Annotated in this window: 24 protein-coding genes; 13 read left to right on the forward strand and 11 right to left on the reverse strand. The window is 69.2% G+C overall.

What is annotated here, in order from left to right:
- Positions 1–16: 16 nt before the first annotated feature.
- Positions 17–1,612: a restriction endonuclease gene (locus tag ABD798_RS19595; RefSeq protein WP_344876843.1), complete on the reverse strand. Its 1,596-nt coding sequence runs from the start codon at positions 1,610–1,612 to the stop codon at positions 17–19.
- A gap of 125 nt (positions 1,613–1,737) precedes the next feature.
- Positions 1,738–2,109 (reverse strand): DUF5997 family protein, encoded by a 372-nt coding sequence (locus ABD798_RS19600; protein ID WP_344876845.1) that lies wholly within the window; start codon positions 2,107–2,109, stop codon positions 1,738–1,740.
- Positions 2,110–2,167: 58 nt separating this feature from the next.
- Between ABD798_RS19600 and ABD798_RS19605 the strand changes: the two genes are divergently transcribed.
- On the forward strand, positions 2,168–2,893 hold the full coding sequence (locus tag ABD798_RS19605; RefSeq protein ID WP_425549242.1) for a LysR substrate-binding domain-containing protein: 726 nt from the start codon (positions 2,168–2,170) through the stop codon (positions 2,891–2,893).
- Between the two features lie 240 nt (positions 2,894–3,133).
- Here the strand turns inward: ABD798_RS19605 and ABD798_RS19610 are convergent, their stop codons facing one another.
- Positions 3,134–3,601, reverse strand: a complete 468-nt coding sequence (locus ABD798_RS19610; protein WP_344876847.1) for an HIT family protein — start codon at positions 3,599–3,601, stop codon at positions 3,134–3,136.
- A gap of 158 nt (positions 3,602–3,759) precedes the next feature.
- Between ABD798_RS19610 and ABD798_RS19615 the strand changes: the two genes are divergently transcribed.
- From ABD798_RS19615 to ABD798_RS19655, 9 genes are all read left to right on the forward strand, one after another.
- Positions 3,760–4,593 (forward strand): HalD/BesD family halogenase, encoded by an 834-nt coding sequence (locus tag ABD798_RS19615; RefSeq protein WP_344876849.1) that lies wholly within the window; start codon positions 3,760–3,762, stop codon positions 4,591–4,593.
- A 9-nt stretch (positions 4,594–4,602) separates the two neighbouring features.
- A complete protein-coding gene (locus ABD798_RS19620) occupies positions 4,603–5,376 on the forward strand; it encodes a class I SAM-dependent methyltransferase (RefSeq protein ID WP_344876851.1) in 774 nt (257 codons plus the stop codon).
- Positions 5,373–7,103 carry a choline/carnitine O-acyltransferase gene (locus ABD798_RS19625; RefSeq protein WP_344876853.1) on the forward strand — a complete coding sequence of 577 codons (1,731 nt, stop codon included), beginning with the start codon at positions 5,373–5,375 and terminating at the stop codon, positions 7,101–7,103. The genes ABD798_RS19620 and ABD798_RS19625 overlap by 4 nt, the downstream gene beginning before the upstream one ends.
- Before the next feature lie 328 nt (positions 7,104–7,431).
- Positions 7,432–8,523: a class V lanthionine synthetase subunit LxmK gene (gene lxmK, locus ABD798_RS19630; protein ID WP_344876855.1), complete on the forward strand. Its 1,092-nt coding sequence runs from the start codon at positions 7,432–7,434 to the stop codon at positions 8,521–8,523.
- Positions 8,520–9,410 (forward strand): T3SS effector HopA1 family protein, encoded by an 891-nt coding sequence (locus ABD798_RS19635; protein ID WP_344876857.1) that lies wholly within the window; start codon positions 8,520–8,522, stop codon positions 9,408–9,410. Before lxmK ends, ABD798_RS19635 begins: the two co-directional genes overlap by 4 nt.
- A 57-nt stretch (positions 9,411–9,467) precedes the next feature.
- Positions 9,468–9,647, forward strand: coding sequence for a hypothetical protein (locus tag ABD798_RS19640; RefSeq protein ID WP_344876859.1), 180 nt, complete (start codon positions 9,468–9,470; stop codon positions 9,645–9,647).
- 79 nt (positions 9,648–9,726) lie between these two features.
- Complete coding sequence (locus ABD798_RS19645; protein ID WP_344876861.1) at positions 9,727–10,653, forward strand: phosphotransferase; 927 nt, start codon at positions 9,727–9,729, stop codon at positions 10,651–10,653.
- Positions 10,653–11,426: an oxidoreductase gene (locus ABD798_RS19650; RefSeq protein ID WP_344876863.1), complete on the forward strand. Its 774-nt coding sequence runs from the start codon at positions 10,653–10,655 to the stop codon at positions 11,424–11,426. Before ABD798_RS19645 ends, ABD798_RS19650 begins: the two co-directional genes overlap by 1 nt.
- A 185-nt stretch (positions 11,427–11,611) precedes the next feature.
- A complete protein-coding gene (locus tag ABD798_RS19655) occupies positions 11,612–12,730 on the forward strand; it encodes a VanZ family protein (RefSeq protein WP_344876865.1) in 1,119 nt (372 codons plus the stop codon).
- 198 nt (positions 12,731–12,928) lie between these two features.
- On the opposite strand, the gene ABD798_RS19660 is transcribed toward ABD798_RS19655, so the two are convergent.
- The gene (locus ABD798_RS19660) at positions 12,929–13,477 is read right to left on the reverse strand and encodes a putative immunity protein (protein ID WP_344876867.1); all 549 of its coding nucleotides are present in this window, start codon (positions 13,475–13,477) and stop codon (positions 12,929–12,931) included.
- A 57-nt stretch (positions 13,478–13,534) separates the two neighbouring features.
- Between ABD798_RS19660 and ABD798_RS19665 the strand changes: the two genes are divergently transcribed.
- From ABD798_RS19665 to argG, 3 genes are all read left to right on the forward strand, one after another.
- The gene (locus ABD798_RS19665; protein ID WP_344876869.1) at positions 13,535–14,254 is read left to right on the forward strand and encodes a TioE family transcriptional regulator; all 720 of its coding nucleotides are present in this window, start codon (positions 13,535–13,537) and stop codon (positions 14,252–14,254) included.
- A gap of 34 nt (positions 14,255–14,288) precedes the next feature.
- A complete protein-coding gene (locus ABD798_RS19670; RefSeq protein ID WP_344876870.1) occupies positions 14,289–14,486 on the forward strand; it encodes a hypothetical protein in 198 nt (65 codons plus the stop codon).
- Between the two features lie 74 nt (positions 14,487–14,560).
- Positions 14,561–16,012 (forward strand): argininosuccinate synthase, encoded by a 1,452-nt coding sequence (gene argG / locus ABD798_RS19675; protein WP_344876872.1) that lies wholly within the window; start codon positions 14,561–14,563, stop codon positions 16,010–16,012.
- Between the two features lie 4 nt (positions 16,013–16,016).
- On the opposite strand, the gene ABD798_RS19680 is transcribed toward argG, so the two are convergent.
- From ABD798_RS19680 to ABD798_RS19710, 7 genes are all read right to left on the reverse strand, one after another.
- On the reverse strand, positions 16,017–17,315 hold the full coding sequence (locus ABD798_RS19680; RefSeq protein WP_344876874.1) for a serine/threonine-protein kinase: 1,299 nt from the start codon (positions 17,313–17,315) through the stop codon (positions 16,017–16,019).
- A 65-nt stretch (positions 17,316–17,380) separates the two neighbouring features.
- Positions 17,381–18,217 carry a helix-turn-helix domain-containing protein gene (locus tag ABD798_RS19685; RefSeq protein ID WP_344876876.1) on the reverse strand — a complete coding sequence of 279 codons (837 nt, stop codon included), beginning with the start codon at positions 18,215–18,217 and terminating at the stop codon, positions 17,381–17,383.
- Positions 18,214–18,747 carry a DUF6879 family protein gene (locus ABD798_RS19690; protein WP_344876878.1) on the reverse strand — a complete coding sequence of 178 codons (534 nt, stop codon included), beginning with the start codon at positions 18,745–18,747 and terminating at the stop codon, positions 18,214–18,216. Before ABD798_RS19690 ends, ABD798_RS19685 begins: the two co-directional genes overlap by 4 nt.
- Positions 18,747–18,956 (reverse strand): hypothetical protein, encoded by a 210-nt coding sequence (locus ABD798_RS19695; RefSeq protein ID WP_344876879.1) that lies wholly within the window; start codon positions 18,954–18,956, stop codon positions 18,747–18,749. Before ABD798_RS19695 ends, ABD798_RS19690 begins: the two co-directional genes overlap by 1 nt.
- A 425-nt stretch (positions 18,957–19,381) precedes the next feature.
- The gene (locus ABD798_RS19700) at positions 19,382–20,047 is read right to left on the reverse strand and encodes a hypothetical protein (protein ID WP_344876881.1); all 666 of its coding nucleotides are present in this window, start codon (positions 20,045–20,047) and stop codon (positions 19,382–19,384) included.
- Positions 20,048–20,119: 72 nt separating this feature from the next.
- A complete protein-coding gene (locus ABD798_RS19705; RefSeq protein ID WP_344877403.1) occupies positions 20,120–20,938 on the reverse strand; it encodes an MBL fold metallo-hydrolase in 819 nt (272 codons plus the stop codon).
- A gap of 5 nt (positions 20,939–20,943) precedes the next feature.
- Positions 20,944–21,516 carry a TetR/AcrR family transcriptional regulator gene (locus ABD798_RS19710; protein WP_344876883.1) on the reverse strand — a complete coding sequence of 191 codons (573 nt, stop codon included), beginning with the start codon at positions 21,514–21,516 and terminating at the stop codon, positions 20,944–20,946.
- Between the last annotated feature and the right edge of the window lie 72 nt (positions 21,517–21,588).

Below are 21,588 nucleotides of genomic sequence, written 5' to 3' on the forward strand. Positions count from 1 at the left end.
ATCACACTCGAGGGCGCTACCTGGTGCGGCGCTTGAGCTCGCCGATGACGACGTCCTTGCCGAGGTGTTCGGCGACGAGGTGTTTGAGCTGCGGGCCTTCGATGAGCTGGATGCGGCCGTGGCGCGAGCTGAAGTCGTGGGTGGCCTTGCCGAACCAGGAGGTGGTGACCAGGACGCCGCGGCTGGCGCGCTTGTCGTCCATCACTCCGGCGAGCGCGCGGACAGCGTCGGCGGGCACGATCCCGCTGTAGCGCTTCGCCTGGATCACGCAGGTGCCGCCCATGATGGGGTCCTCGTTGACCGCCACGGCGTCGACACCGTCGTCGCGGGAAGCCTGCGTCACCCAGGCTTTCATGCCCATGGCCTCGAACAGCTGCCGGACGAGGTGCTCGAACTCGACGGGCGCCATCTCCAGCAGCACCCGGCGGGAGTCGAGTCCCGCCGCCGCGTCGCGGGCGTCGACGAACCGGTACTTCGACAGGTCCGGGTCGAAGATCGGCCGGATCGCCTCCAGGTCCCACGGGTGCGGGGAGACCAGCGCGCTGAGGTGGCGCAGGCACTCCGCAGGGTCGAGCTCGGTCAGCACCAGCTCCTCGAACTGGGCGCGGGTGGCCGAAACGCTGACGAGACAAGGCTTTTCCGGTCTGCCGGTGGCCTTGTTGCGAGTGGACACCTGTCCGTTGACGGCCACCTCGTCGATGACCCCGGTCGGGCGGATCTGGAAGGCATCGCGCATTGTCCGCAACACCAGCTGTGCCACCAGGTCGGCGTAGCGCTGGCGGATCTCCTTCTGCGGCCGGGGCTTCTCGACGGTTTCGTCGCGGCTGCGCACGTAGCTGAACTCGCGCACCCCGGGAATGACCGCGACGTCGGGCAGCTCCCGAATGACCAGCAGTTTGCGCGCGTCCGGTTGGTAGGCGACCTCGATGTCCATCGGGATGTCCTCGGGGAGGGGAGACATCTCGATCAGCAATTCGCTGTAGTCCTCCACCGCCTTGGGGGACTTCGCCTTCACACCGCGTTCGAGTTCGTCGACCCGTCTGTTGTGCTCGTCGACCTTCTCGCGTCGATTGCGTTCGGTGTTCGTGTGCTTCGTTTCGGCCTGCGCCAGTGCCGCGAGCCGTTGCCGTTCGTTGACCTGGAAGCGTTCCTTCGCTTCGGTGAAGCGCACCTGTGCTTCGGCGAACTCCTGCTGGATCTTGGCCTTGGAGAACAGGCGGCTGAGCGCCGATGGCGGTTTCGGCTGGTAGTTCTGCCAGTACGGCGGTTGTTGTGCGTGCGCGAGCCGCCCGGGGTTGAACCGTCGAGCCTCGAACGGCCTGCGCAGCTGGTCGAAGGTCACCGCACTGGCCGAGAACGCTGCCGAAGTGAGGATTCCCGCCAGCTCCGCGATTCGGGCATGGGTCGCCGAGGTCCGCGCCGCGGCGTCTTCTTGCTGTGCCCGCACGTAGGCGGCCTGCATGTCACGATTCGTCTGCGCCGCCGCCCGCTGCCGTGCTCGCTCGGCGCGTTCAGCCTCGCGAGCCGCCCGTGTGCGTTCCTGGCGTTCGCGGCGCTCGGCCTGCTCGCGCTGATACGCCATCTCGGCGAAGAATCCTCGCTTGCGTGCCACTCTCTGGCTCCCAGGAAACGACGGCGGTTCCAATTCCCCTGCTTTGGGCACGGGCGGGAGCAAGTCTGCAACAACGTGCGCGGGCCTCGAAGGTGCTGACCACCACCTTTTGGCAGCTGCCTAGGTCAGTCGGCCTTGCGCTGCTTGAGCCGGGCGGCTTCCTTGAGGGTCTCGACCTGGACGGCGCGCTCGCGGCGGAGCCAGTCGGGGCAGGCGGCCTTGATCTCCTCGACCTGGTCGCTGGTGAGGGCCTCGGTGATGCCGCCGCGGGCCAGGCCGCTGATGGAGACGCCGAGCTTGAGGGCGAGGATCTGGCGGGGGAAGGGGCCGTTGCGGCGGAGGTCGCGCAGCCACTGGGGCGGGTCGGCCTGGAGGGCGTTGAGCTCATCGCGCGAGACGACGCCCTCCTGGAACTCGGCGGGGGTGGCCTCCAGGTACACCTCGAGCTTCTTGGCGGCCGTGGACGGCTTCATCGTCTGGGACTTCTGCGACTTCATGAGATGAAGGGTATCGAGTGGCCGGAGTGCTTCTGACCAGAGCCGATAGCCTGAGGTGGTGACTGGCTCGGAGTTCCTGCTCGGCTACGTGCCGGGGGTCGTCCCCACGAAGTGGCTGCGGATGTGGGTGGAGCGGCTGCCCGAGGTGCGGCTGACGTTGGTGGCGGTCTCGGCCCAGGACGCGGCGGAGGCGGTGCGGCGGCGCGAAGCGGACGCGGTGCTGCTGCGGACGTTCGTGGGCGGCGAGGACCTGCACACGATCCCGCTGTACACGGAGACGACCGTGGTTGTGATGCAGAAGGAGCACGTGCTCGCCGCCGCCGATGAGCTGTCGGCGGAGGACCTGGCGGAGACCACGGTGCTGCACCCGCTGGACGACACGTTGGGGTGGGAGCGGCCGCCGGGGCTCGCGGGATGGGATCGGCCGGAGTCGACGGAGGACGCGATTCGGTTCGCGGCGGCGGGGGTGGGGGTGCTGGTGGTTCCGCAGTCGCTCGCGCGGTTGCACCACCGGCGGGATCTCACGTATCGGCCGCTGGTCGGTGCTCCGGAGTCGAGCGTGGGGTTGTCCTGGTTGCGGGAGGGCGGTCCTGAGCTGATCGAGGAGCTGATCGGGATCGTGCGCGGGCGGACGGCCAACAGCACGCGGGGGCGGCAGCAGGAAGCTCCGGCGAAGCAGGCTCCGGTGAAGAAGAAGCAGCCCGCCGCGACGCAGAAGCAAGCGCCGCGCAAGCCGCAGCAGCAGCGGAAGCCGGTCACGAAGGGCCGCAAGCCCCGACGCTGACCAGCAGCCCGTTGGGGTGTCTTCAAGACCACCGAACCCCCGTGTTGATCATCGTTAACCGACTCAAACCCGACGGCCTTGCGGGGTTTGCGGGTCTTGAAGACCACCGGACCCGCCCGTCGATCATCGCTAAGCGCCCTCTACCTCGACGCGGCTGAGGGTTTGCGGTGGTTAAAGACCGCTGGGGACGGGGTTTGCGGGTCTTGAAGACTGGCGAACCTCGGTGGCTCGCCGCGCCGCCTAGGAGCGCAGGCGGTCGATCTCGGCGGTGAGTTCGGCGCGGAGCTTGTCGTGTTGTGGGCCGAGCGCGGTCTCCGGGGCGGACCAGTGCTCGGCGGGGTAGAGCCACACGGGGCGGCCGACGAGGTGCTCAGGTTCCCAGTCGTAGCGGGCACGCACGTGTGCGTGCAGGTAGGGGTCGGTGTTGCCGAGGATCTCCAGGTTGACTCGGCGGAATGCGGGATCACGGCGGGCGCAGACGCGTTCGACGGCCTCGCCGAGCAGTTCCATGTCGGCGAGGAACTGGAGTCGTTGGGGGCGCGGGAGGTCGGTCAGGCGCTGGACGTCGGGCTTGTCGACGAGCAGGACGCAGTAGCCGGGGAGGAACTGGACGTCGCCGATATTGGCGAAGCCCGCGTCCATGCGGCGCAGGACGGTCGGGTTCTCGCCGCGCAGTGCCGTTCCGATCCGGTCCGTCTTCCATTCCACCTCGTCACGGTAGCGGGGGAAACGCTCCCCGTATGGCCTAGTCAGAGGGACTGGATCGGTTCGGAAGGCGGTGGTGCCGGTCACAGGGGCGCGGGCGTGTGCGCGGGCTGTGCTACTTCACTTCGTGATCACTTTCCAGCGGTGGAAGGGGTGTGCGCATGGCCGAGGCGGTAATCGACGAGGACCGCTATCCGTTGGCGGAGCCGGGGAGCGCGGCCTGGCGCGAGGTGGTGGAGCGCGCGAGGCAGGGCCTGGCGGAGGACGGGTGCACGGTCCTGGAGGGCTTCGTCAAGGACCCGAGGGCGCTGCAAGAGGAGTGCGCGGGCGTGGCGGGGCGCGCCTACACGCGGCTGGAGGTGGTGAACGCCTACAACATCGCGGTGGACACGCCGTTGCCGGAGGGGCATCCGGGGCGCATCGCGATGGAGAAGGGCAACGCGTTCGTGGCGCGGGACGACATCCCGGCGGAGTTCGTGATCCACCGGCTGTACGCGAGCGAGGCGTTCCAGGGGTTCGTGGCGGCCTGCTTCGAGTTGCCGGTGGTGCACGAGTTGGCGGATCCGTTGTCGGGCTTGGTGTTGAACGTGATCGAGCCGGGTCTGGCGCACCCGTGGCACTTCGACACGAACGAGTACACGGTCAGCATGTTGACGCAGGAGCCGGACGAGGGCGGGGTTTTCGAGTACTGCCCGGGGATCCGCTCGCCGGAGTCGGAGAACTTCGACGACGTGGCGGGTGTGCTGACCGGAAGACGGCCGGATCTGGTGCGGCACTTGACCCTCAAGCCGGGGGACTTGCAGTTGTTCAAGGGGCGCTACGCGTTGCACCGCGTCACGGAGGTGGCGGGCGCGCGGGCGCGGCACTCGGCGATCTTCGCGTACAGCGAGAAGCCGGGGGTGATCGGCAGCGTGGAGCGGACGAGGCAGTTGTTCGGCCGCGTGTTGCCGGAGCACCGGAGCGCGGCCGTGCGAAGCGATCAGCTGCTGGACTGAGGAGGGCTCATGGCGTTCGACGCGACCGGCAAGGTGACCCTCGACCACATCTACACGCAGCCCGATCCGCGTGCGTACTTCACGACGTTGCGCGGGTTGGAGTACCAGATCCCGGAGCTGGCGAAGCCGTACTTCGCTGATCTGATGAAGCACCGCGAGAAGGTGCTGGACATCGGGTGCTCGTACGGGATCAACGCGGCGCTGCTCAACCACGGCGCGACGATGGAGGACTTGTACGACCGCTATGCCGATCCCGAGGTGGCGGACTGGTCGACGGGAAAGCTGGCGGAGCGCGACCGGATCAAGAGCACGAGACAGGGAAATGCCTGGATCGTGGGCTTGGACAGTTCACGGCCGGCGTTGGACTACGGGTTGACGGCGGGGTTCCTGGACGACGCGGTGTGCGCGGACCTGGAGAACAAGGACCTCACGGAGGAGCAGCGCGAGCAGCTCGCCGGGACGGATCTGGTGATCTCCACGGGCTGCATCGGCTACGTGGGCGCGCGCACGATCGCGAAGGTGGCGGAGCTGGATCAGCCGCTGATGGCGCACTTCGTGCTGCGCATGGTGCCGTTCGACCCGGTGGAGGACGCGTTGCGCGAGCTGGGCTACGAGACGGAGCGGGTGGACGGGGTGTTCCGCCAGCGGCGCTTCATCTCGGCGGAAGAGCAGGAACAGGTGCTGGAAACGCTGCGCGCGGTGGGTGTTGATCCACGCGGGTTCGAGGACACGGGCTGGCTCTACGCTCAACTGCACCTGTGCCGGCCAAGCGGACAAGGATGACTGTGACGACCGTGAGCACCTTCGAGTACGAGGACCAGCTGCCCCGGGTTCCCCTGCCCACGCTGGAAGAGAGCTGCGCGCGATTCCTGGAGTGGTGCGCGCCGTTGCTGACCGAGAGCCAGCTCGCCGAGACGGAGACCGCCGTCGAGGAGTTGCTGACCTCGGACACGGCGCGCGCGTTGCAGGCGGAGCTGGTGCGCTACGACGAGACACCGGGCGTGCGCAGCTACCTCGACACGTTCTGGCCGTCGCGGTACCTGGGGCGGCGGGACCGGATCGCGTTGAACGCCAACTTCTTCTTCCTGTTCAAGGATTCTGAGCTCGGGCAGGTGGAGCGCGCGGCCGAGTTGGTGGCCTCGGCGCTGGCGTACAAGGCGGCGCTGGACACCGAGAGCATCCCGCCGGTGGTGCTGCGCGGGCAGCCGCAGTCGATGGACCAGCACCGCTATCTGTTCTCCACCACCAGGATTCCCGGTGCTGAGCAGGACACGGTGCGCGCGGCGGCGGACGCGAAGCACATCGTGGTGTTCCACAGCGGACAGTTGTTCCGGCTGGATGTCATTGGTGCGCAAGGGCAAGCGCACACGCTGGCGGAGATCACCGAAGGTCTGCGCGCGGTGGTGGCCGCCGATGGCGCCGAGGACGCGCCGGTCGGTCACCTGACCACGAAGGCCAGGGCGGAGTGGGCGGCGAGCCGGGCGCGGCTGATCGAGCTGGGCAACGTCGAGGCGCTGGACGTGGTCGAGTCGGCGCTGTTCTGCGTGTCCCTGGAAGCCGGAACGCCCGCTGACGCGCTTGCCGCGTGTGACGCGCTGCTGCACGGGGACAGCGCGAACCGGTGGTTCGACAAAGCGGTGTCGCTGATCGTCTTCGCGGACGGGCAGGCGGGGATCAACGTGGAGCACTGCCTGCTCGACGGTACGACGATCCTGGCGCTCTGCGATGCGCTTCTGGAATCCCCGGCCACTGAAGGCGGTGTGGCGCAAGGAGTTCCGGTGCCGACACCGGTGCGGTTCGTGCTGGACGACGCGCTGCGCGAGGACGTGCTGAGCGCGGGCAAGGCGTTCGCGGACTACGGCGCCGCGACGGCGACGACCCTGCTGTCCTTCACCGACATCGGTACGAGCCGGATCAAGCAGCTGGGCATCTCGCCGGACGCCTTCGTGCAGGCCGCCTACCAACTCGCGCACCGGCGCAGCAAGGGATTGACGGGCGCGACGTACGAGTCGATCGCGACGCGGCAGTACCAGAACGGCCGCACGGAGGCGATGCGCGTCGTCACGCCGGAGATGGTGCGCTACGTGGAGGCGATGGCGGACGCCGACGCAGATGTCGAGGCGAAGCGCGCGGCACTGCGCGAGGCGGCTGCGAAGCACGTGGCGCGCGCGAAGGAGTGCCAGGCGGGGCAGGCCCCGGAGCAGCACCTGTGGGAGCTCCAGTTGATCCAGAAGCGCGCGGGCGGGACGGAGCCGTTGGCACTGTACGAGTCGCCTGGCTGGCAGATCATGCGCGAGGACTACCTGAGCACGAGCTCGGCGCCCTCGCACAACATCCAGTACTTCGGGTTCGGCTCGACCAGCAGCAAGTGCATCGGCGTCGCGTACGTGCTGCTGCCCGACCGGCTCAACGTCTACCTGAGCACGCCGAGGACGGTCGCGGAGCAGATGAACGCCTTCGCTGAAGCGTTGAAAGACGCACTGCGCGAGCAGGTCGAATTGCTGACGTAGGTGGTGCTGCGGTCAGCACATGTGCTCGTGGTGACCGCTGAGACGTGAATTATTTGGTTGACGTGTGGCGCGGGTGCACTTTCGCACCCGCGCTTTTACTTTGTGAGTCAGGTGCCGCGTCTGAATCGAGCCACCTAGGTTCTGAGCTGCGAAAACTCAGTTGACGAGCGTTCTTGCCGCTCTCAAACCTGAGTTTTCCTGCGCTTTTAGCGGGGCGTCAGTCAACATGCACAGGGCGACTCGTAGCGTCGAAATCGCACCGGAAAGGGCATGGGAGAGGTGCTCCCGGTCACGATTCTTTGATATTCGCGATTGGCTGGAGTGCGCGTTGAGAACACTGTCGCGGGGTGGTGGTGCCCCGGAGCGGAACCGGGTCGCCGCCGACCCCGTAGCCCGCGAGCTGCTCGCCCGGCTCGGCCTCGGCCTGCCCCTGGAGTCGGCTGCGGTCGCCTACTCCGGCCGCAACGCCAACTGGGCCGGTCCGACCAGCGGCGGCGCGGAGGTCTTCGTCAAGCGCACGGCCGACAGCGGGATGCGCAGGGCGGTGGCCTTCGAGCTCTTCGCGTCGGCCCGGACACCGCAGCACCTGCGCGCGCCCCAGTGCCTCGGCTGGGACCTCGACGCCGGACTGCACGTCACGCGGTTGCTGGCCGATTCCGTTCCCGCCAACGAGGTGGCCGACGACGGTGACTTCACCGCCGGACTCGCGGAGGAGACCGGGCTGGCCATCGGCGAGCTGCACGGGTGGGCACCGACGGCGGATGTCCCGGTGCACCAGGAGATCCCGATCCTCGGCGGCATCGCCCGGCTCTTCGACGAGCTCCCGCTGCCCGTGTACCTGGAAGCCAGCGGCGCGGAGCTGGAGGTGTGGAGGCTGGTCCAACCCGACCGCGAGCTGCGGGCGGTGCTGAACGCGCTCGCGGCTCAGGAGTCGGTGACCGTGCGCACGCCCGTGCACGGCGATCTCCGGCTGGACCAGCTCCGGATCGCCGACGGCGCCGTGCACCTGACGGACTGGGAGGAGTTCGGCTTGGCCGATCCGGCCGTGGACGTCGGCGCGTTCGTCGGCCAGTGGGTGCAGCGGGCGGTGCTCGGGATCACCGAGCCCGATCGCGACGCGGTCGAGAACTCCCTGTCCCACAAGGACATCATCCAGCGAACCACTGCGGGGCTGAACGAGGTCCGACCGATCGTCGAAGCGTTCTGGTCGGGCTATCGCGCCGCGCGCGGCGGAGCGGGGGACGGCCTCGCCGCGCGCGCCACGGCTTTCGCGGGCTGGCACATGTTCGACCGCATGATCGCGGTCGCCCGTGAGTCGAGCCAGGTGTCGGCGGTGCAGCGGGCGGCGGCGGGGATCGGCCGCAGGCTCCTGCTCGATCCAGCGCGCTACGCCGGGGTCGTCGGGTTGGGGGCGGCATGAGCCTGACACCTGAGCTCGCCGAGATCGTCGGGCGGATCGTGGTCGACGACAAGGCGCTGACCGCGTCGGTGGCGGGTCGTGAGCTGACCGCCGACAGTCGCGCGGAGCTGCGCTCACGGCTGCGTCACGTGATCTACGAGGTGTTCCACCAGGGACGCGAGGAAGGCGACGACGAGCAGCTGTCCCTGCGCGATCCCGTGCTGGAAAAGGACTTCGCCGAGGCGATCCCGTTCAGGGAGACCACCGAGACCGGATTCGTGCTGGAGCGACGCGAGGATTCCGCGCTCGTCCGGCTGAACGGTGTGGCCGTGTCGGTCCCGTTGTCGGCGCTGCGCGGAACTGGCGAGCTGGGGCTGCCCCCGGGTCGGCCCGCGCTGTCGCCGGGGTTCTTCCTGGCGCAGGGATCGCGGGGAACCGGTGTGGAGCAACAGGTTCTGCGGGTGTACGTCCACCTGAGCGACCCGGTGTCCGCCGTGGACGTCTGGCGGGAAGCTTTGGCGCACTTGGAAACCCGAGACATCCACTACTACGCCAAGATTCTGAGCGTTGCGGCGCTCTACCCGCGTCAGGACGCGTTGGTGGTGTACCTGCCCGCACATGCTCGGGCCGCAGCGGAATCGCTGGCCGACAAGGTGAGCCCGCTGCCTGGGGTCGGTGCGTCGACCTCGCCGTTCACCCGGCGGCTGGCGCCAGGCGTCGCGACGGCGTGGGAGCCGCCGCAGCCGGGTGAGGGCAGGCGGCTGAGCTTCGGTGAACACCGGGCGCAGGCCGTCGCCGACGGGGTGCTGGAGCACGCTGCCGAACCCGGGACCCGCGTCGCCGACCAGGTCGCGTCGGCCTGCGCGCGCGCCGGGTTCGACCCGCTCGCCCCGTGGGGCGGGCACTGAGATTTCCCGGGCCCTGTCACCCGGGGAAGCAAGAAAAACCACTGGAGGGAAAAGAAAATGCTGCTTCAGGACGACCGCATGGCCGCTGAGCTCGCCGCCGGTTACGACACCTACACCACCTCCACCGAGCTGACCATGGCGGTCGGCGACGGCTACGAGGTCGTGGCGAAGTCGACCTCCACGGCCACCCCGGTGATCACCACCACGACCCTCATCTTCAGCTGCAGCCGCTGCTGATCGTTGAGGTGCCCTGAATGACGTGGGCGCCTGCCAGGACGTCCTGGCAGGCGCCCACCCCGGCCTCCGAGGTGACCCCTTGACCGACACCAGCAAGCACGTGATCACCTATGGCACCGGCGCGTCCACGACGGTGGTGCACGACCTCGGCCGGGGCCGCTTCCGCTGGCAGCGCAGCGCCGGGACGAGCACCACCGGATCGCTGACCCTCGCGCCACTGGAGGTGCTGGCCGCCGCTGTCTCCGCGAGCGACGAGCGCGTGCGCTTCACCGTGGCGGAGCAGAACGAGTCCGGGCTCACCTACGAGCTTCCGTCGCCGGTCAGCCTCGGGTGGTGGCTGCTCAACGGCGAGATCCTCCCGGACGAGGCCGTGGACGCGGTGCGCGCGGTCGGTGCCGCGGTGCGCAGGCTGCACCGCACCCCGCCACCGCCCGGGTTCCGCACGCGCCCCGAACTCGTGGTGGAGCTGGCGGACTGGATGGACGCGGGTTCCGGGCGAGCGGAGACCCAGTTCTTCCACAGCACCACCGGGGAACGGCTCGGTGGGCTGCGATGGGAGCTGCTGCGCGACTGGGCGGCGGACGTCCTCGCCCCGGCCGGTCCCGCTGTGCTGACGCACGGTGCCCTCGTGCCCAACACCGTTGTGGCGAGCGAGGATCGTGCTCGTGTCGAGCTGCTGACCGGCACTCAGCTGTGCCTGGCTCCACCCGCCTACGACATCGGCACGTTCCTGGCCGATCTCGCCGGGATGCGCTCGCTCGTCCGATTCGGCGTCGCCAACGGAGCGCCGCCGCTGGGCGATCTCACCGTGCTCGCCGGTGCGCTGCTCGACGGCTACGGCGGATCACCCGATCCCGAGACTGTCGGGCGGGTCATCTGCGTCGCCTACCTGGACCGGCTCCGCGGCTACACCGCGCACCTGGGCTGGACCGATTTCCTCTTGCAGGAGCTGGACCGCGTCGCCGCGCTGATCGACTCGGGCGGCCGTGACTGGGAGAACGTCTGATGGACTTGGGGCTGAAGGGCAAGATCGCCCTCGTCACCGGTGGCAGCAAGGGGATCGGGCGCGCGGTGACCGCGAGGCTGCTCGACGAGGGCGCTTCGGTGGTCATCGCCTCGCGGAGCCCCGGTGAGCCGGGCGCACTGCACGTCCCGGCCGATCTGACCACTGTGGACGGTGTGGAAGCCGTTGTTGCCGAGGCGGTTTCGGTGTACGGCGGGATCGACGTGCTTGTGAACAACGTCGGCGGGACCTCGACGGAACTGGACACCGAGGGCTTCGCGGGGATCACCGACGCGCGCTGGCAGGAGACGTTCGAGCTGAACCTGTTCAGCGCCATCAGGATGACTCGCGCCGCGCTGCCGTTGTTGAAGGTCAGCAAGGGCAACGTGGTCACCGTGTCGTCGCTGTCCGCGCACCTCCCGGCGACGAGCCCGGCTGACTACTCGCTCGCGAAGGCGGCACTGCGCGCCTTGACCCCGGCTCTCGCGGAAGAGCTTGCGCCTGCTGGGATTCGGGTCAACACGGTGACGCCGGGGCCGACGCGCACGGGCTTCTGGGAGGGGCCGGAGAGCGTCTGCGGACGGCTCGCCGCGCAGCACGGCCTCGAAGAGGGTGTCGTGCGGGAGCGCATGATCGGGATCTTGGGACTGCGCACCGGCAGGCTCGTCGAGCCGGAGGAGGTGGCCTCGGTGGTCGCGTTCCTCGCCTCACCGCTGGCCGCGAGCGTCAGCGGCGCCGACTACCTCGTCGACGGCGGCGTGCTCAAGTCCGTCTGAGCGACCTTCGCCGTGCTGCTGCACTACGCCGACGACCTGGCCCGCGCGCTTCGGACGCGCGCGTACTCCCTGACCGGGTGAGTGACGTACGGCTTTGGTGCTACACACGGTGCCGTCAAGTCGGGCGACGGCGGCTCCGGGGCTGACAATCCTGGGGCCGCAGCCGCGTCCGAACGGAGATGGTGTTGTCCGACAAGGTGCTTCCCGCCGTGCTCGCCGTCTTCCTCGGGGGGTTGCTGGCCTTCGTGCTGCTGGTCCCCTTCGTCTTCCGGAGCTACCGCAAGCGCGGGGAGCTGGGTTGGGGGCCGACGCTGCTCGCGTTCGGTTTCCTGGTCTACGGCCTGGCCCTGGTCACCTACACGATGCTTCCGTTGCCCAGCATCGACGCGGCGTGGTGCGAGGCGCACCGGGCGCTGGCCGATCCGCAGCTGAACCCGCTGCGCTTCCTCTCCGACATCGCCAAGGAGCAGCAGTCGCCGGGGCTGCGCGGGCTGCTGGTCAACCCGGCGGTGCAGCAGGTGGTGTTCAACGTGGCGCTGTTCGCCCCGCTGGGCGCGTACCTGACGCACTACCTGCGGCGCGGCTTCGGCTGGGTGGTGCTCGCCGGGTTCGGGGTGTCGCTGCTCATCGAGCTGACGCAGTGGACGGGGAACTGGTTCGTCTTCGAGTGCCCGTACCGGATCGCCGACGTCGACGACCTGATCGCCAACACGCTCGGCACGGCGTTCGGTGTGCTGCTCGCGCCGCTGCTGAAGTTCTTCGACGGCCGCAAGTCCACGGTCTCGGCGGAGGAGCCGCGTCCGGTCACCACTGGGCGGCGGTGGCTGGGAATGCTGGTGGACCTGGTGTCGGTGACCCTGCTCGGTGGTGGGTTCGCTGCGTCCCTGGATCTGTCCGTGCACTTCTTCTTCGGCTTCTGGCTCAACGACATCGCGTGGGCGAACTCGTTGCTGGCCGTGGTGAGCACGTGGGTTCCCGCCGTGGTGCTGCTCGCGATCCCCGCGATCACCGGTGGTGCCACGATCGGGCAGCGCGCGGTTCGCCTGCGCCGCGTCCGGCCCGACGGCTCCGCTCCGGGAGCGCGGATTCTCGTCGCCCTGCTGTTCGGCACGTTCGGCTACATCGCGCTGAGCAGCATGGGCCGCACCGCTCCGGCCGCCGAGAACTTCGCTCAGCTCCTGCTGCTCGGCGCTTTCGTGTGCGCGTGGCGGCCCCGGTCGCACCCCGGCCTGTCCGGGCTGATCTCCGGATTGGTCATGGTGGATTCCAGGGCCGCCGACCGCGTTCCCGCTGAGCGTTCTTAGGGCGTGTCCTGTGCGGCCGAGCCCTCGGCGAAGCGGAAGAGCAGAGACGTTGGCGGCTGCCAAGGGTTTGCGCCTGGTCGAGTCCGAGCTACGCGCGGGCGGTCGAGGATTCGCCAGGGTTTGCTGTGGTTGAGGACAGCTGGGGCGAGGGTTTGTGGGTCTTGAAGACGGGCGAACCTGACGGCCTCAGGGAACGGCCTATGCGCGGGCTGACAGGGCGGCGTCGAGGCGGCGCAGCAGTTCGCCCGCGCGACCGCCGCCGCTCGGGGCTGCGGGGTAGCGCGACAGGACGCGCACGACGACCGGGCAGGCGAGCGCCTCGGCCTTGGCGATGTGGGCGTCGCCGACAGCGTGATCGTCGCCGGCTTCCAGTTCGAGAGCGCGGGCGGTGTGGGCGGCCGAGCCGAGGATGTGCTTGACCTGAGTGGCTTTCGCTAGCGGGTGCAGGTAGGCGGCGCTGGCGGTGGCGACGGCGGCCCGAGCGGCCTCGCTCGCGGCGGCCCGGCCGGAGTCGCGCGTCTCCTGGTAGGCGCGCTGCGCGGCCCACGCGCCGTCGCGGATGGCCTTGGTGCGCTTGCCGCCCTCGGCGAATGCCCGCGCTGCGCTGATGGCGGCGCGGGGGCGGTCGTCGTCGGGGCAGTGTCGCTCGAAGAGCGCGAGAGCGGGCTCAACACAGGCGACGGCGAAGGCCGTGACCGCGCGCAACTCGTCCGTGCTGAGTTCGATCGTCAAGGTCCCATCAGCCATGTCTCAACCGTATCGTTGAAGGACCGTTTGGAACTTCGAAGCGATAGTGGCAGGACAGTGGGACGAAACCTTCAACGCAGGCTCAGGCCGATCGACCTCGCGCGCGAGCACGGCCTGTCCACGCAGGCGGTCCGCAACTATGAGGACGCGGGCATCCTGCCGGGCGCCGAGCGCACTCCGCACGGCTATCGCACCTACACGGAGCTGCACGCGCAAGCCCTGCGCGCGTTCCTCGCCCTCATCCGCGGGCACGGCCACCCGACCGCCACGGCGGTGATGCAGGCGGTCAACCGCGGCGCTGTCGAGGACGCTCTGCGGCTGATCGACGAGAGCCACGCCCAGTTGCTCGACGATCGCCGGACGCTCGACGCCGTCGAAGCCGCGCTCGGCGACCTCGATCCCGTGCCGCAGGAGCGCGGCGACACGTTCGTCGGCCCGCTCGCGAGGAGGCTCGGCATCCGCCCGGCCACGCTGCGCACGTGGGAGCGCGCCGAGCTGGTCAAGCCGCGCCGCGATCCGCGCACCGGCTACCGGATCTACAGCGCGGCCGACGTGCGTGACGCGCTGCTGGTCCACCAGCTGCGACGAGGCGGCTACCTGCTGGAGCAGATCGCGCCGGTGATCGCCCAGGTCCGCTCCGCCGGAGGTGTCGCGCCGCTCGGGTCGATGCTGAGCGACTGGCGCGCCCGTCTCTCCGCCCGGGGCCGCGCGATGCTCACCGGAGCCGCCGCGCTGGAGGCCCACCTGATTTCACCGGGATTTCAGCCCGGACTGTGATGCTCGCACCCCACTCGACGGTGAGGAGTGCGTGATGCTGAGGAAAGCCTTGGTGCACCTGGGAATCGGGGTGTTGTCGGCCGTGTTCACCGGAGTCGCCGCGATCGTCGTCGAGGCCTACTTCCTGGGAGGGCGGGAGCGGCGCGACGGCTCCGCCGACGTGGTGCTGCCGCGCGCGACGGACGCGGAGGCGCTGCGGGTCGGGCTGTTCGTGGTGGGCTGCCAGGGCTAGTGCTGGGCGTCACAGGGCGCACCAACGAGTAATGTTTTGCATGACCATGCGGTCGTGTGCATATACTTCACCTCGTGTCCAAGGTGCTTACTTCCCTGCCTGTCGGTGAACGTGTCGGCATCGCCTTCTCCGGCGGCCTCGACACGTCGGTTGCTGTCGCGTGGATGCGCGAGAAGGGCGCGGTGCCCTGCACCTACACCGCAGACATCGGCCAGTACGACGAGCCCGACATCGCCTCGGTGCCCGGCCGCGCCACCGCCTACGGCGCGGAGATCGCGCGCTTGGTCGACTGCCGCGCCGCACTGGTCGAAGAGGGCCTCGCGGCGCTGGCCTGTGGCGCCTTCCACATCCGCACCGGCGGTCGCACGTACTTCAACACCACCCCGCTCGGCCGCGCGGTCACCGGCACCCTGCTGGTGCGCGCGATGCTCGACGACAACGTGCAGATCTGGGGCGACGGCTCCACCTTCAAGGGCAACGACATCGAGCGGTTCTACCGCTACGGCCTGCTCGCCAACCCCTCGCTGCGGATCTACAAGCCGTGGCTGGACGCGGCGTTCGTCAGCGAGCTCGGTGGCCGCACCGAGATGTCGGAGTGGCTCGTCGCGCACGGCCTGCCCTACCGGGACAGCACCGAGAAGGCGTACTCCACCGACGCCAACATCTGGGGCGCCACGCACGAGGCCAAGACCCTCGAACACCTCGACACCGGTATCGAGATCGTCGAGCCGATCATGGGCGTGCGGTTCTGGGACCCGTCCGTGGAGATCGCCACCGAGGACGTGACGATCGGCTTCGAGCAGGGCCGTCCCGCCACCATCAACGGCAAGAGCTTCGAGACGGCCGTTGACCTCGTGCTGGAGGCCAACGCCATCGGCGGGCGGCACGGCATGGGCATGTCCGACCAGATCGAGAACCGGATCATCGAGGCCAAGAGCCGGGGCATCTACGAGGCCCCCGGCATGGCGCTGCTGCACGCCGCCTACGAGCGGCTGGTCAACGCCATCCACAACGAGGACACCCTCGCCAGCTACCACAACGAGGGCCGCAAGCTCGGCAGGCTCATGTACGAGGGCCGCTGGCTGGACCCGCAGGCGCTGATGCTGCGCGAGTCGCTGCAGCGCTGGGTCGGCACCGCCGTCACCGGCGAGGTGACGCTGCGGCTGCGGCGCGGTGAGGACTACTCGATCCTCAACACCTCCGGGCCCGCGTTCAGCTACCACCCGGACAAGCTGTCGATGGAGCGCACCGAGGACTCCGCGTTCGGCCCGGTCGACCGGATCGGCCAGCTGACCATGCGCAACCTCGACATCGCCGACTCGCGCGCCAAGCTGGAGCAGTACGCCGGGCTCGGCATGGTCGGCAGGCAGCACCCGACGCTGATCGGGGCCGCGCAGGCCGCCTCCACCGGGCTGATCGGCGCCATGCCCGAGGGCGGCGCCGAGGCCATCGCCTCCCGGGGCGAGGCCCCCGACGACGAGCTGCTGCTGCTCGACAGCGCCGCCATGGAGGCGGGCACCGACTGAGGCTTCAGGACCTGGGCCGCGACGTTCTCCGCGCGGCCCAGGCCAAGCCCGCTGCGGCGAGCACGATCCCGGTGACCGTCATGAACCCGGTCTCCGTCGGCTCCCACCCGTACCGGTCGGTGGACCACACCATGTAGGCGACGCCGTGGAAGGCGTAGACGGTTGCCGCGCCGCCGATGAGGAACGCGGTGAGGCGAAACGCGACCGGCAGGAACCTGGTGAGTTCGGCGCACACCACGCCCGCGCCGAGCACAGAGATGAGCTGCACCACGGTCGTCACGAAGCCGCCGGTGTCGTCGGTCGGATCCAGAGTGAAGTACTGCCAACCGGTATCGCCGATGCTGTAACCGGAGTACCAGAGGCCGACGAAGCCGATGGCGACGACGAGCGCCATCAGCATCGCGGAGACGGCGGCGGGCAGCCGCTGCTTCAGGCCCTGTTCCGGCTTGGTGATCGGCTCGGGACTCGGTTTCTTCAGGATCTCGGTGCGGTCGGCGCCGTCGATCATGGCCATGGCCTCGGAGACGGTCGGCCGCGCGTCCGGGTCCTTGTCCAGCAACCGCGTGATGAGCTCCGTCAGCTCGCCGGCTCGGCTCGGCGGAGGGACCTCGCCCAGCAGGAGCGCGGCGAGCGTGCCTTCCGGGGAGTCGCGGCGGAACGGCGACGTGCCCTCGACGGCCTGGTAGACGGTCACGCCGACGGAGTACAGGTCGCTGGCGGGGAGCCCGTCGGTGCGCAACCGCTCCGGCGCCAGGTACTCCAGTGAACCGATGAACATCCCGGTCGCGGTGAGCGCGGTGTCGGTGTGGTGGACCGCCGTCCCGAAATCGGTGAGCAGCACCTTGCCGCCGTCGGTGATCATCACGTTGGCCGGTTTGACGTCGCGGTGCACCAGACCTTCCTGGTGCGCCGCGCCGACCGCGCTCAGCAGAGCCTTCGCGAGCTTGGCCGCCATGTCCGTCGACAGTGGACCGTGGGCCGCGACGTGCTCGGCCAGCGACAGTCCCTCGACCAGTTCCATGACGATCCAGGGGCGGCCGTCGTCGGTGACGGCGTCGTAGATCGCCACGATGTTCTCGTGATTGCGCAGACGAGCCGCGTTGCGGGCCTCGCGCACGGCCCGCGCGAGCCGCTCGTCCTGCTCCGCCTGGGACAACCCCGACGGCATGCGCATCTCCTTGACCGCCACGTCGACGCCCAGGGTCTCGTCGTGCGCGCGCCACACCCGCCCGAAACCGCCCGAGCCCAGCTCGGCGACCAGCCGGTACCGCCCGCCGACCACGCGCCCCACGTCCACCGACACCGCGGCCACCCCGTCCCCGAACCCGCTCCCGGCGACCCTCCCGCCGGACGAACGCCGACATGATCTCAGCTGGAGGCCCAGCGGGCCGACGTTTCGGCCAGCGCCGCGCGAGCGGCGTCGTTCTCCGCTGCCGAGTCCCAGAGCCGGTCGGCCAGCCGGTTGTAGACGGTGACCTGTTCGGGGTCCGTGATCCTGTGCTCAGCGGTCACCGTCTCGACGAGCACCACGTCGTCGATCACCCAGAACCCGTGCGGCAGCAGGTTCGGCAGCGTGCTCCACAGCGGGATGATCCCGAGACGGACGTTGGGCAGACCGATCATCGACAGCAGCCGGTCGACCTGGACGCGCATCTGGCTCGCCGAGCACACGGGGTTCGCCAGGGATGCCTGCGCGAGCAGGATTTCCACTCGTTGGCCGCTGTAGAGGACCTGCTGCCGCCGCATTCGCGCGCGGACCGCGTCATCGAGGTCGCCAGCGGGGACCTCCAGCAGATCGGCCTGCGTGGCGAAGATCGCCCGCGCGTAGTCCGCTGTCTGGAGCAGGCCCGGTACGCACATGATGTCGACCGCGCGGATCAGCTCGGCACCTGCTTCGGACCTGGACAGGTCCTCCTGGCGGGCTCGGTGACCGGCTCGCAGTTCCGCGCGCCATTCGACCTGCTCCAGCTGCAGGTCGGTCAGTTCCTTGGTGAGCTTGATGATCAGCGATCTCGGCGCGTTGACCGCGCGCAGCCATGCCGCCAAGTCCGCGTCCGACGGTGTCTGCTTGCCCGTGGCGATCTTGCTGACCTTCGAGGCGTTCCACCCCAGCCGCGTGGCGAAGTCCTTGAACTGCTCACGGCCGAGCAGCGCGCGCAGCTGTTTGCCGAACTCGAATCGCCGCTTCTCGAAGTCGCTTGTCACGGTCCCCTCTGCACCTGCGTTGCCCGGTACTCCTCCGCTGGCACTGCGTGCGCCCATGCACGGTCGCGGATCGCACGGTAGTGAACCACCTCATCCGGTTCGGTGATCACTTCGGCACCGCACACGCCGTTGGCATCGAAGTCCATCAGCACCAGGATCTTGTCGTCGAAGAGCCAGAAGTCACGGGTGCCGAGCGCCAGGCTTTTCGCCGCGGTCGCCGAGAGCAACCGGATGTCCTCGCCCGCTTCGACGGCGGGCGGGGTGATCGCCATTTCGAACCGCAGGTAGTCGGTCAACGGCTCGGTCAGCACGCGAACGCGCTCGAAGGTTCGTCCCTGCGCGCGCCAGCCACGGATCCGGTCGAGCCACTCCGCGAGCCAGTCGAGGTCGAGCGCACCTTCGAGGAACCGCCGCAATGGCTCGACCTCGTCCGGCTCGTGGTAGACGAACTGTGTCTCCAAGCGCCACGCCGACGACGTCCAGTTGGCGAAGAGCGACTGGAAGCCCTCCCGGTCGACTCGCGTGGCCATCAGGCGTTGTCCAACGGCAGGTGCTTGAGGAGGGCTGCCGGGATCTCCACGGCCGTCTCGTGGTCAGGAAACCCGCGCCGATGCAGCTCCGCGAGCGCGTCCTCGTCGGTGACCCTCCAGCCCTGGATGACAAAGGTGCCGCGGTCGGTCGCGAAGGCGGCCGGACAGCCGCTCGATCCGGACTCGGTGCCGAGATGGGTCAGCTTCACGATCGCTCCCTGTGCCTGGGTGCTCGGCTTTCGAGCTGATGCTGATCGTGCGGCATCCAAGAGCGCCCAGCGATCCTCCAGCTGAGTGGAATCTATTGAGAAATTCTCGAAATGCTCACCGTCGGCTCGCTGGGGCCGCGTTCCCGAGGAGTCTCCAGTCACGAGGTGCTGTTCACAGGCTGGAGGCGGGATGAAGGCGACGGCGGCGACCACTTGGCGACCGGGCGCACTGCTCCGGGACGAGTACGTGCACGACATGCGGGGTGGCACCCAGATGACGGACGTGCTGGGTTTCGTGTTCAGGACAGGCCGGTGTGGGACGCCCACGATCGAGGCAGAACCGGGAAGCCCGCTCAACGATCGTCCTCGGTGCTTCGCGTGTTCGAGAAGCCGATGACGCACTGTGCACTTGAAGACTGGGGAACCTAGGCGGCGTCGAAGGGGCGGCCGTTGTTCATGCGGGTGATGAGGTCGAGGACCGCCTGACGTCCGCCGTGCGCTTCGGCCCAGCGGTGCACGCGGCAAGCGGCCTTGGCGTACATCTGCTCATCGGCGCTGGCGGCGCGCAGCCACTCGTCCAGCGTCTGCGGCAGCGGCTCCGAAGTGCTTACGCGGCAACGGTTTGCGGCGGAGCGCGGCAGCAGGTGGCGGGGGTCGTCGGAGACCAGGACGGCAAGGCCCTCGTCGAACCACTGGGGCACAGGCGAATCCAGGCGCGCGTGGAGTTCGACGTGGGACAGCTCGTGCGAGGCGATCACGGGGTCGAGCCCGCGAGGCGACAGCATCACCGCCTGGTTGCGCACCGCCACACCGCGTTCGCCGCCGCCACCGATGCGCCGGTAGCACTCAGCGGTGAAGCACGCGAGCACGGTCGGACTGCCTTCGCGCCCGCCGTAGAACTCGGTGACGCGCTGGTTCGCCTCGCGGTACAACGCGATGAGGCGCTGCCGATCCGCCTCGGACACATCGCGTTCGGCGTAGAGCCCGTCCTCAACCCGCGCCAGCCCGAAGCACTGCGGGCACGCGGTCGCGGCGACCGAGGGGAACGCGAGGACCACGGTGGTGCCCGCGCCCAGGAGCAGGACGACCACGGCGACGACGATCCACGGCCAGCGTTGAGTCCTCACCCCCGAGCAACGGCACGGGACCGCGAAGGGTTCCGGCTAGAGGTAAGCGGCCAGCTCGGAGTGGTCGTGCGCGGAGAAGATCTCGACCTCGTCGCCGTGGTTCGCGCGCAGCTCGCGCAACCGTCGCTGGTTCTCGCGGCGAGCGAGGCCGTCGACCTGCATCAGGTTCTGGAACGCCGCCAAGCCTGGGGTTGAGCGCGGGCGCACGGGGTCGGTCTCGCCGTGGAACATGTACGCGTCTCCCGCGTGCAGCAACCACTTCTCGCCGGTGTCCACGGCAACGGCGGTGTGCCCGTGGCTGTGCCCGGCGAGCGGTACGAGCAGGATCTCCGGCGGCAGGCCGTTGAGCTGGCGCACGGCTCCGAAACCGAACCACCGATCGCCGGACTCGGTGTAGGTCTGCCAGTCGGGGCCGTGCGCCCACTGCTTGCCGATGTACCGCTGTTTCTCGGAGCCGACGGGGTTGAGCGCGCGCTGGTGCTCGACCTGGTGCACGTGCACCTTGGCCCAGGGGAAGTCGCGCAGCCCACCCGCGTGGTCGACGTCGAGGTGCGTCAGCACGATGTGCCGCACGTCCTCGGGCTTGTGGCCGAGCCGCTGGACCTGGCGCAGCGCGGTCTCCTCCGGGTCGAGCACGGGACGCGTCACCGTGCGGAACACCGCGCTGAGCGTGGCTTTGGGGTCTTGGACGTCGTCCATGCCGAGCCCGGTGTCGACGAGCACCAAGCCGTCGTCGGTCTCGACGAGCAGGCAGTGGCACACCATCGTCGCGCGCCCGAACAGGCTGCCTTCGCCGTGCACGACGCGTGTGCTCGGCGGGTGCAGAGTGCCGCAGTTGATGTGGTGCGCGCGCAGTCCGGTCATGCCGTCGTCTCCTCGATCATGGTGGCTAGCCTGGCCGCGACGCGGCGCAGGGGAGTGATGTCGCGCTGCACCTTGGCCAGCAGCAGCGCGCCCTCGATGGCCGAGACCGCGAACGTGGCCAGCTCCTCGGGCTCCGCGACCCCGTCCGCGCGCAGTCGTCCGGCGATCAGCTCGACCCAGGACCGGTAGCCCTCGGCGCACGCCTGACGGATCGCGTCGCTGCCCGCCGCGGCTTCGAGCGCCACGGTGGAGATCGGGCAACCGTCCTGGAAGTCGGACTGCTCCAGCAAGCCACCGAGCAGCTCCGCGGATGCGCGCAGCGCGGCGGCGGTGTTCGGCGTGGTCTCGATGAGCAGGTCGACGGCGGCGCGCAGCTCGGTCGCGGACAGCCGCACCGCCTCCACCGCCAGCTGCTCCTTGCCGCCGGGGAAGTGGAAGTACAGCGAGCCCTTGGGGGCCGCGCCCTCGTCGAGGACCTGGTTGAGACCGGTCGCGTGGTAGCCCTGCCGCCGGAACAGGGTGCGCGCGGTCTCCAGGATGCGCTGCCGCGTCGCGCCTCGGGGTGCCATGCCAGTAACTATATAGACTGGTCTAGTAATAGCAAGCCGGGCTTGCGCCTCAAGCGACTTGAGGCTCCACAG

The sequence above is a fragment of the Allokutzneria multivorans genome (assembly GCF_039537405.1).
GTDB lineage: Bacteria > Actinomycetota > Actinomycetes > Mycobacteriales > Pseudonocardiaceae > Allokutzneria > Allokutzneria multivorans.

What these genes read in the sequence shown, in the direction of transcription:
- ABD798_RS19710 (WP_344876883.1), bottom strand. Translation starts at nt 21,516, where the DNA reads ATGGCACCCCGAGGCGCGACGCGGCAGCGCATCCTGGAGACCGCGCGC.
- ABD798_RS19690 (WP_344876878.1), bottom strand. Translation starts at nt 18,747, where the DNA reads ATGGCCACGCGAGTCGACCGGGAGGGCTTCCAGTCGCTCTTCGCCAAC.
- ABD798_RS19640 (WP_344876859.1), top strand. Translation starts at nt 9,468, where the DNA reads ATGCTGCTTCAGGACGACCGCATGGCCGCTGAGCTCGCCGCCGGTTAC.
- ABD798_RS19625 (WP_344876853.1), top strand. Translation starts at nt 5,373, where the DNA reads ATGACTGTGACGACCGTGAGCACCTTCGAGTACGAGGACCAGCTGCCC.
- ABD798_RS19635 (WP_344876857.1), top strand. Translation starts at nt 8,520, where the DNA reads ATGAGCCTGACACCTGAGCTCGCCGAGATCGTCGGGCGGATCGTGGTC.
- ABD798_RS19600 (WP_344876845.1), bottom strand. Translation starts at nt 2,109, where the DNA reads ATGAAGTCGCAGAAGTCCCAGACGATGAAGCCGTCCACGGCCGCCAAG.
- ABD798_RS19660 (WP_344876867.1), bottom strand. Translation starts at nt 13,477, where the DNA reads ATGGCTGATGGGACCTTGACGATCGAACTCAGCACGGACGAGTTGCGC.
- ABD798_RS19615 (WP_344876849.1), top strand. Translation starts at nt 3,760, where the DNA reads ATGGCCGAGGCGGTAATCGACGAGGACCGCTATCCGTTGGCGGAGCCG.
- ABD798_RS19620 (WP_344876851.1), top strand. Translation starts at nt 4,603, where the DNA reads ATGGCGTTCGACGCGACCGGCAAGGTGACCCTCGACCACATCTACACG.
- ABD798_RS19670 (WP_344876870.1), top strand. Translation starts at nt 14,289, where the DNA reads ATGCTGAGGAAAGCCTTGGTGCACCTGGGAATCGGGGTGTTGTCGGCC.
- ABD798_RS19650 (WP_344876863.1), top strand. Translation starts at nt 10,653, where the DNA reads ATGGACTTGGGGCTGAAGGGCAAGATCGCCCTCGTCACCGGTGGCAGC.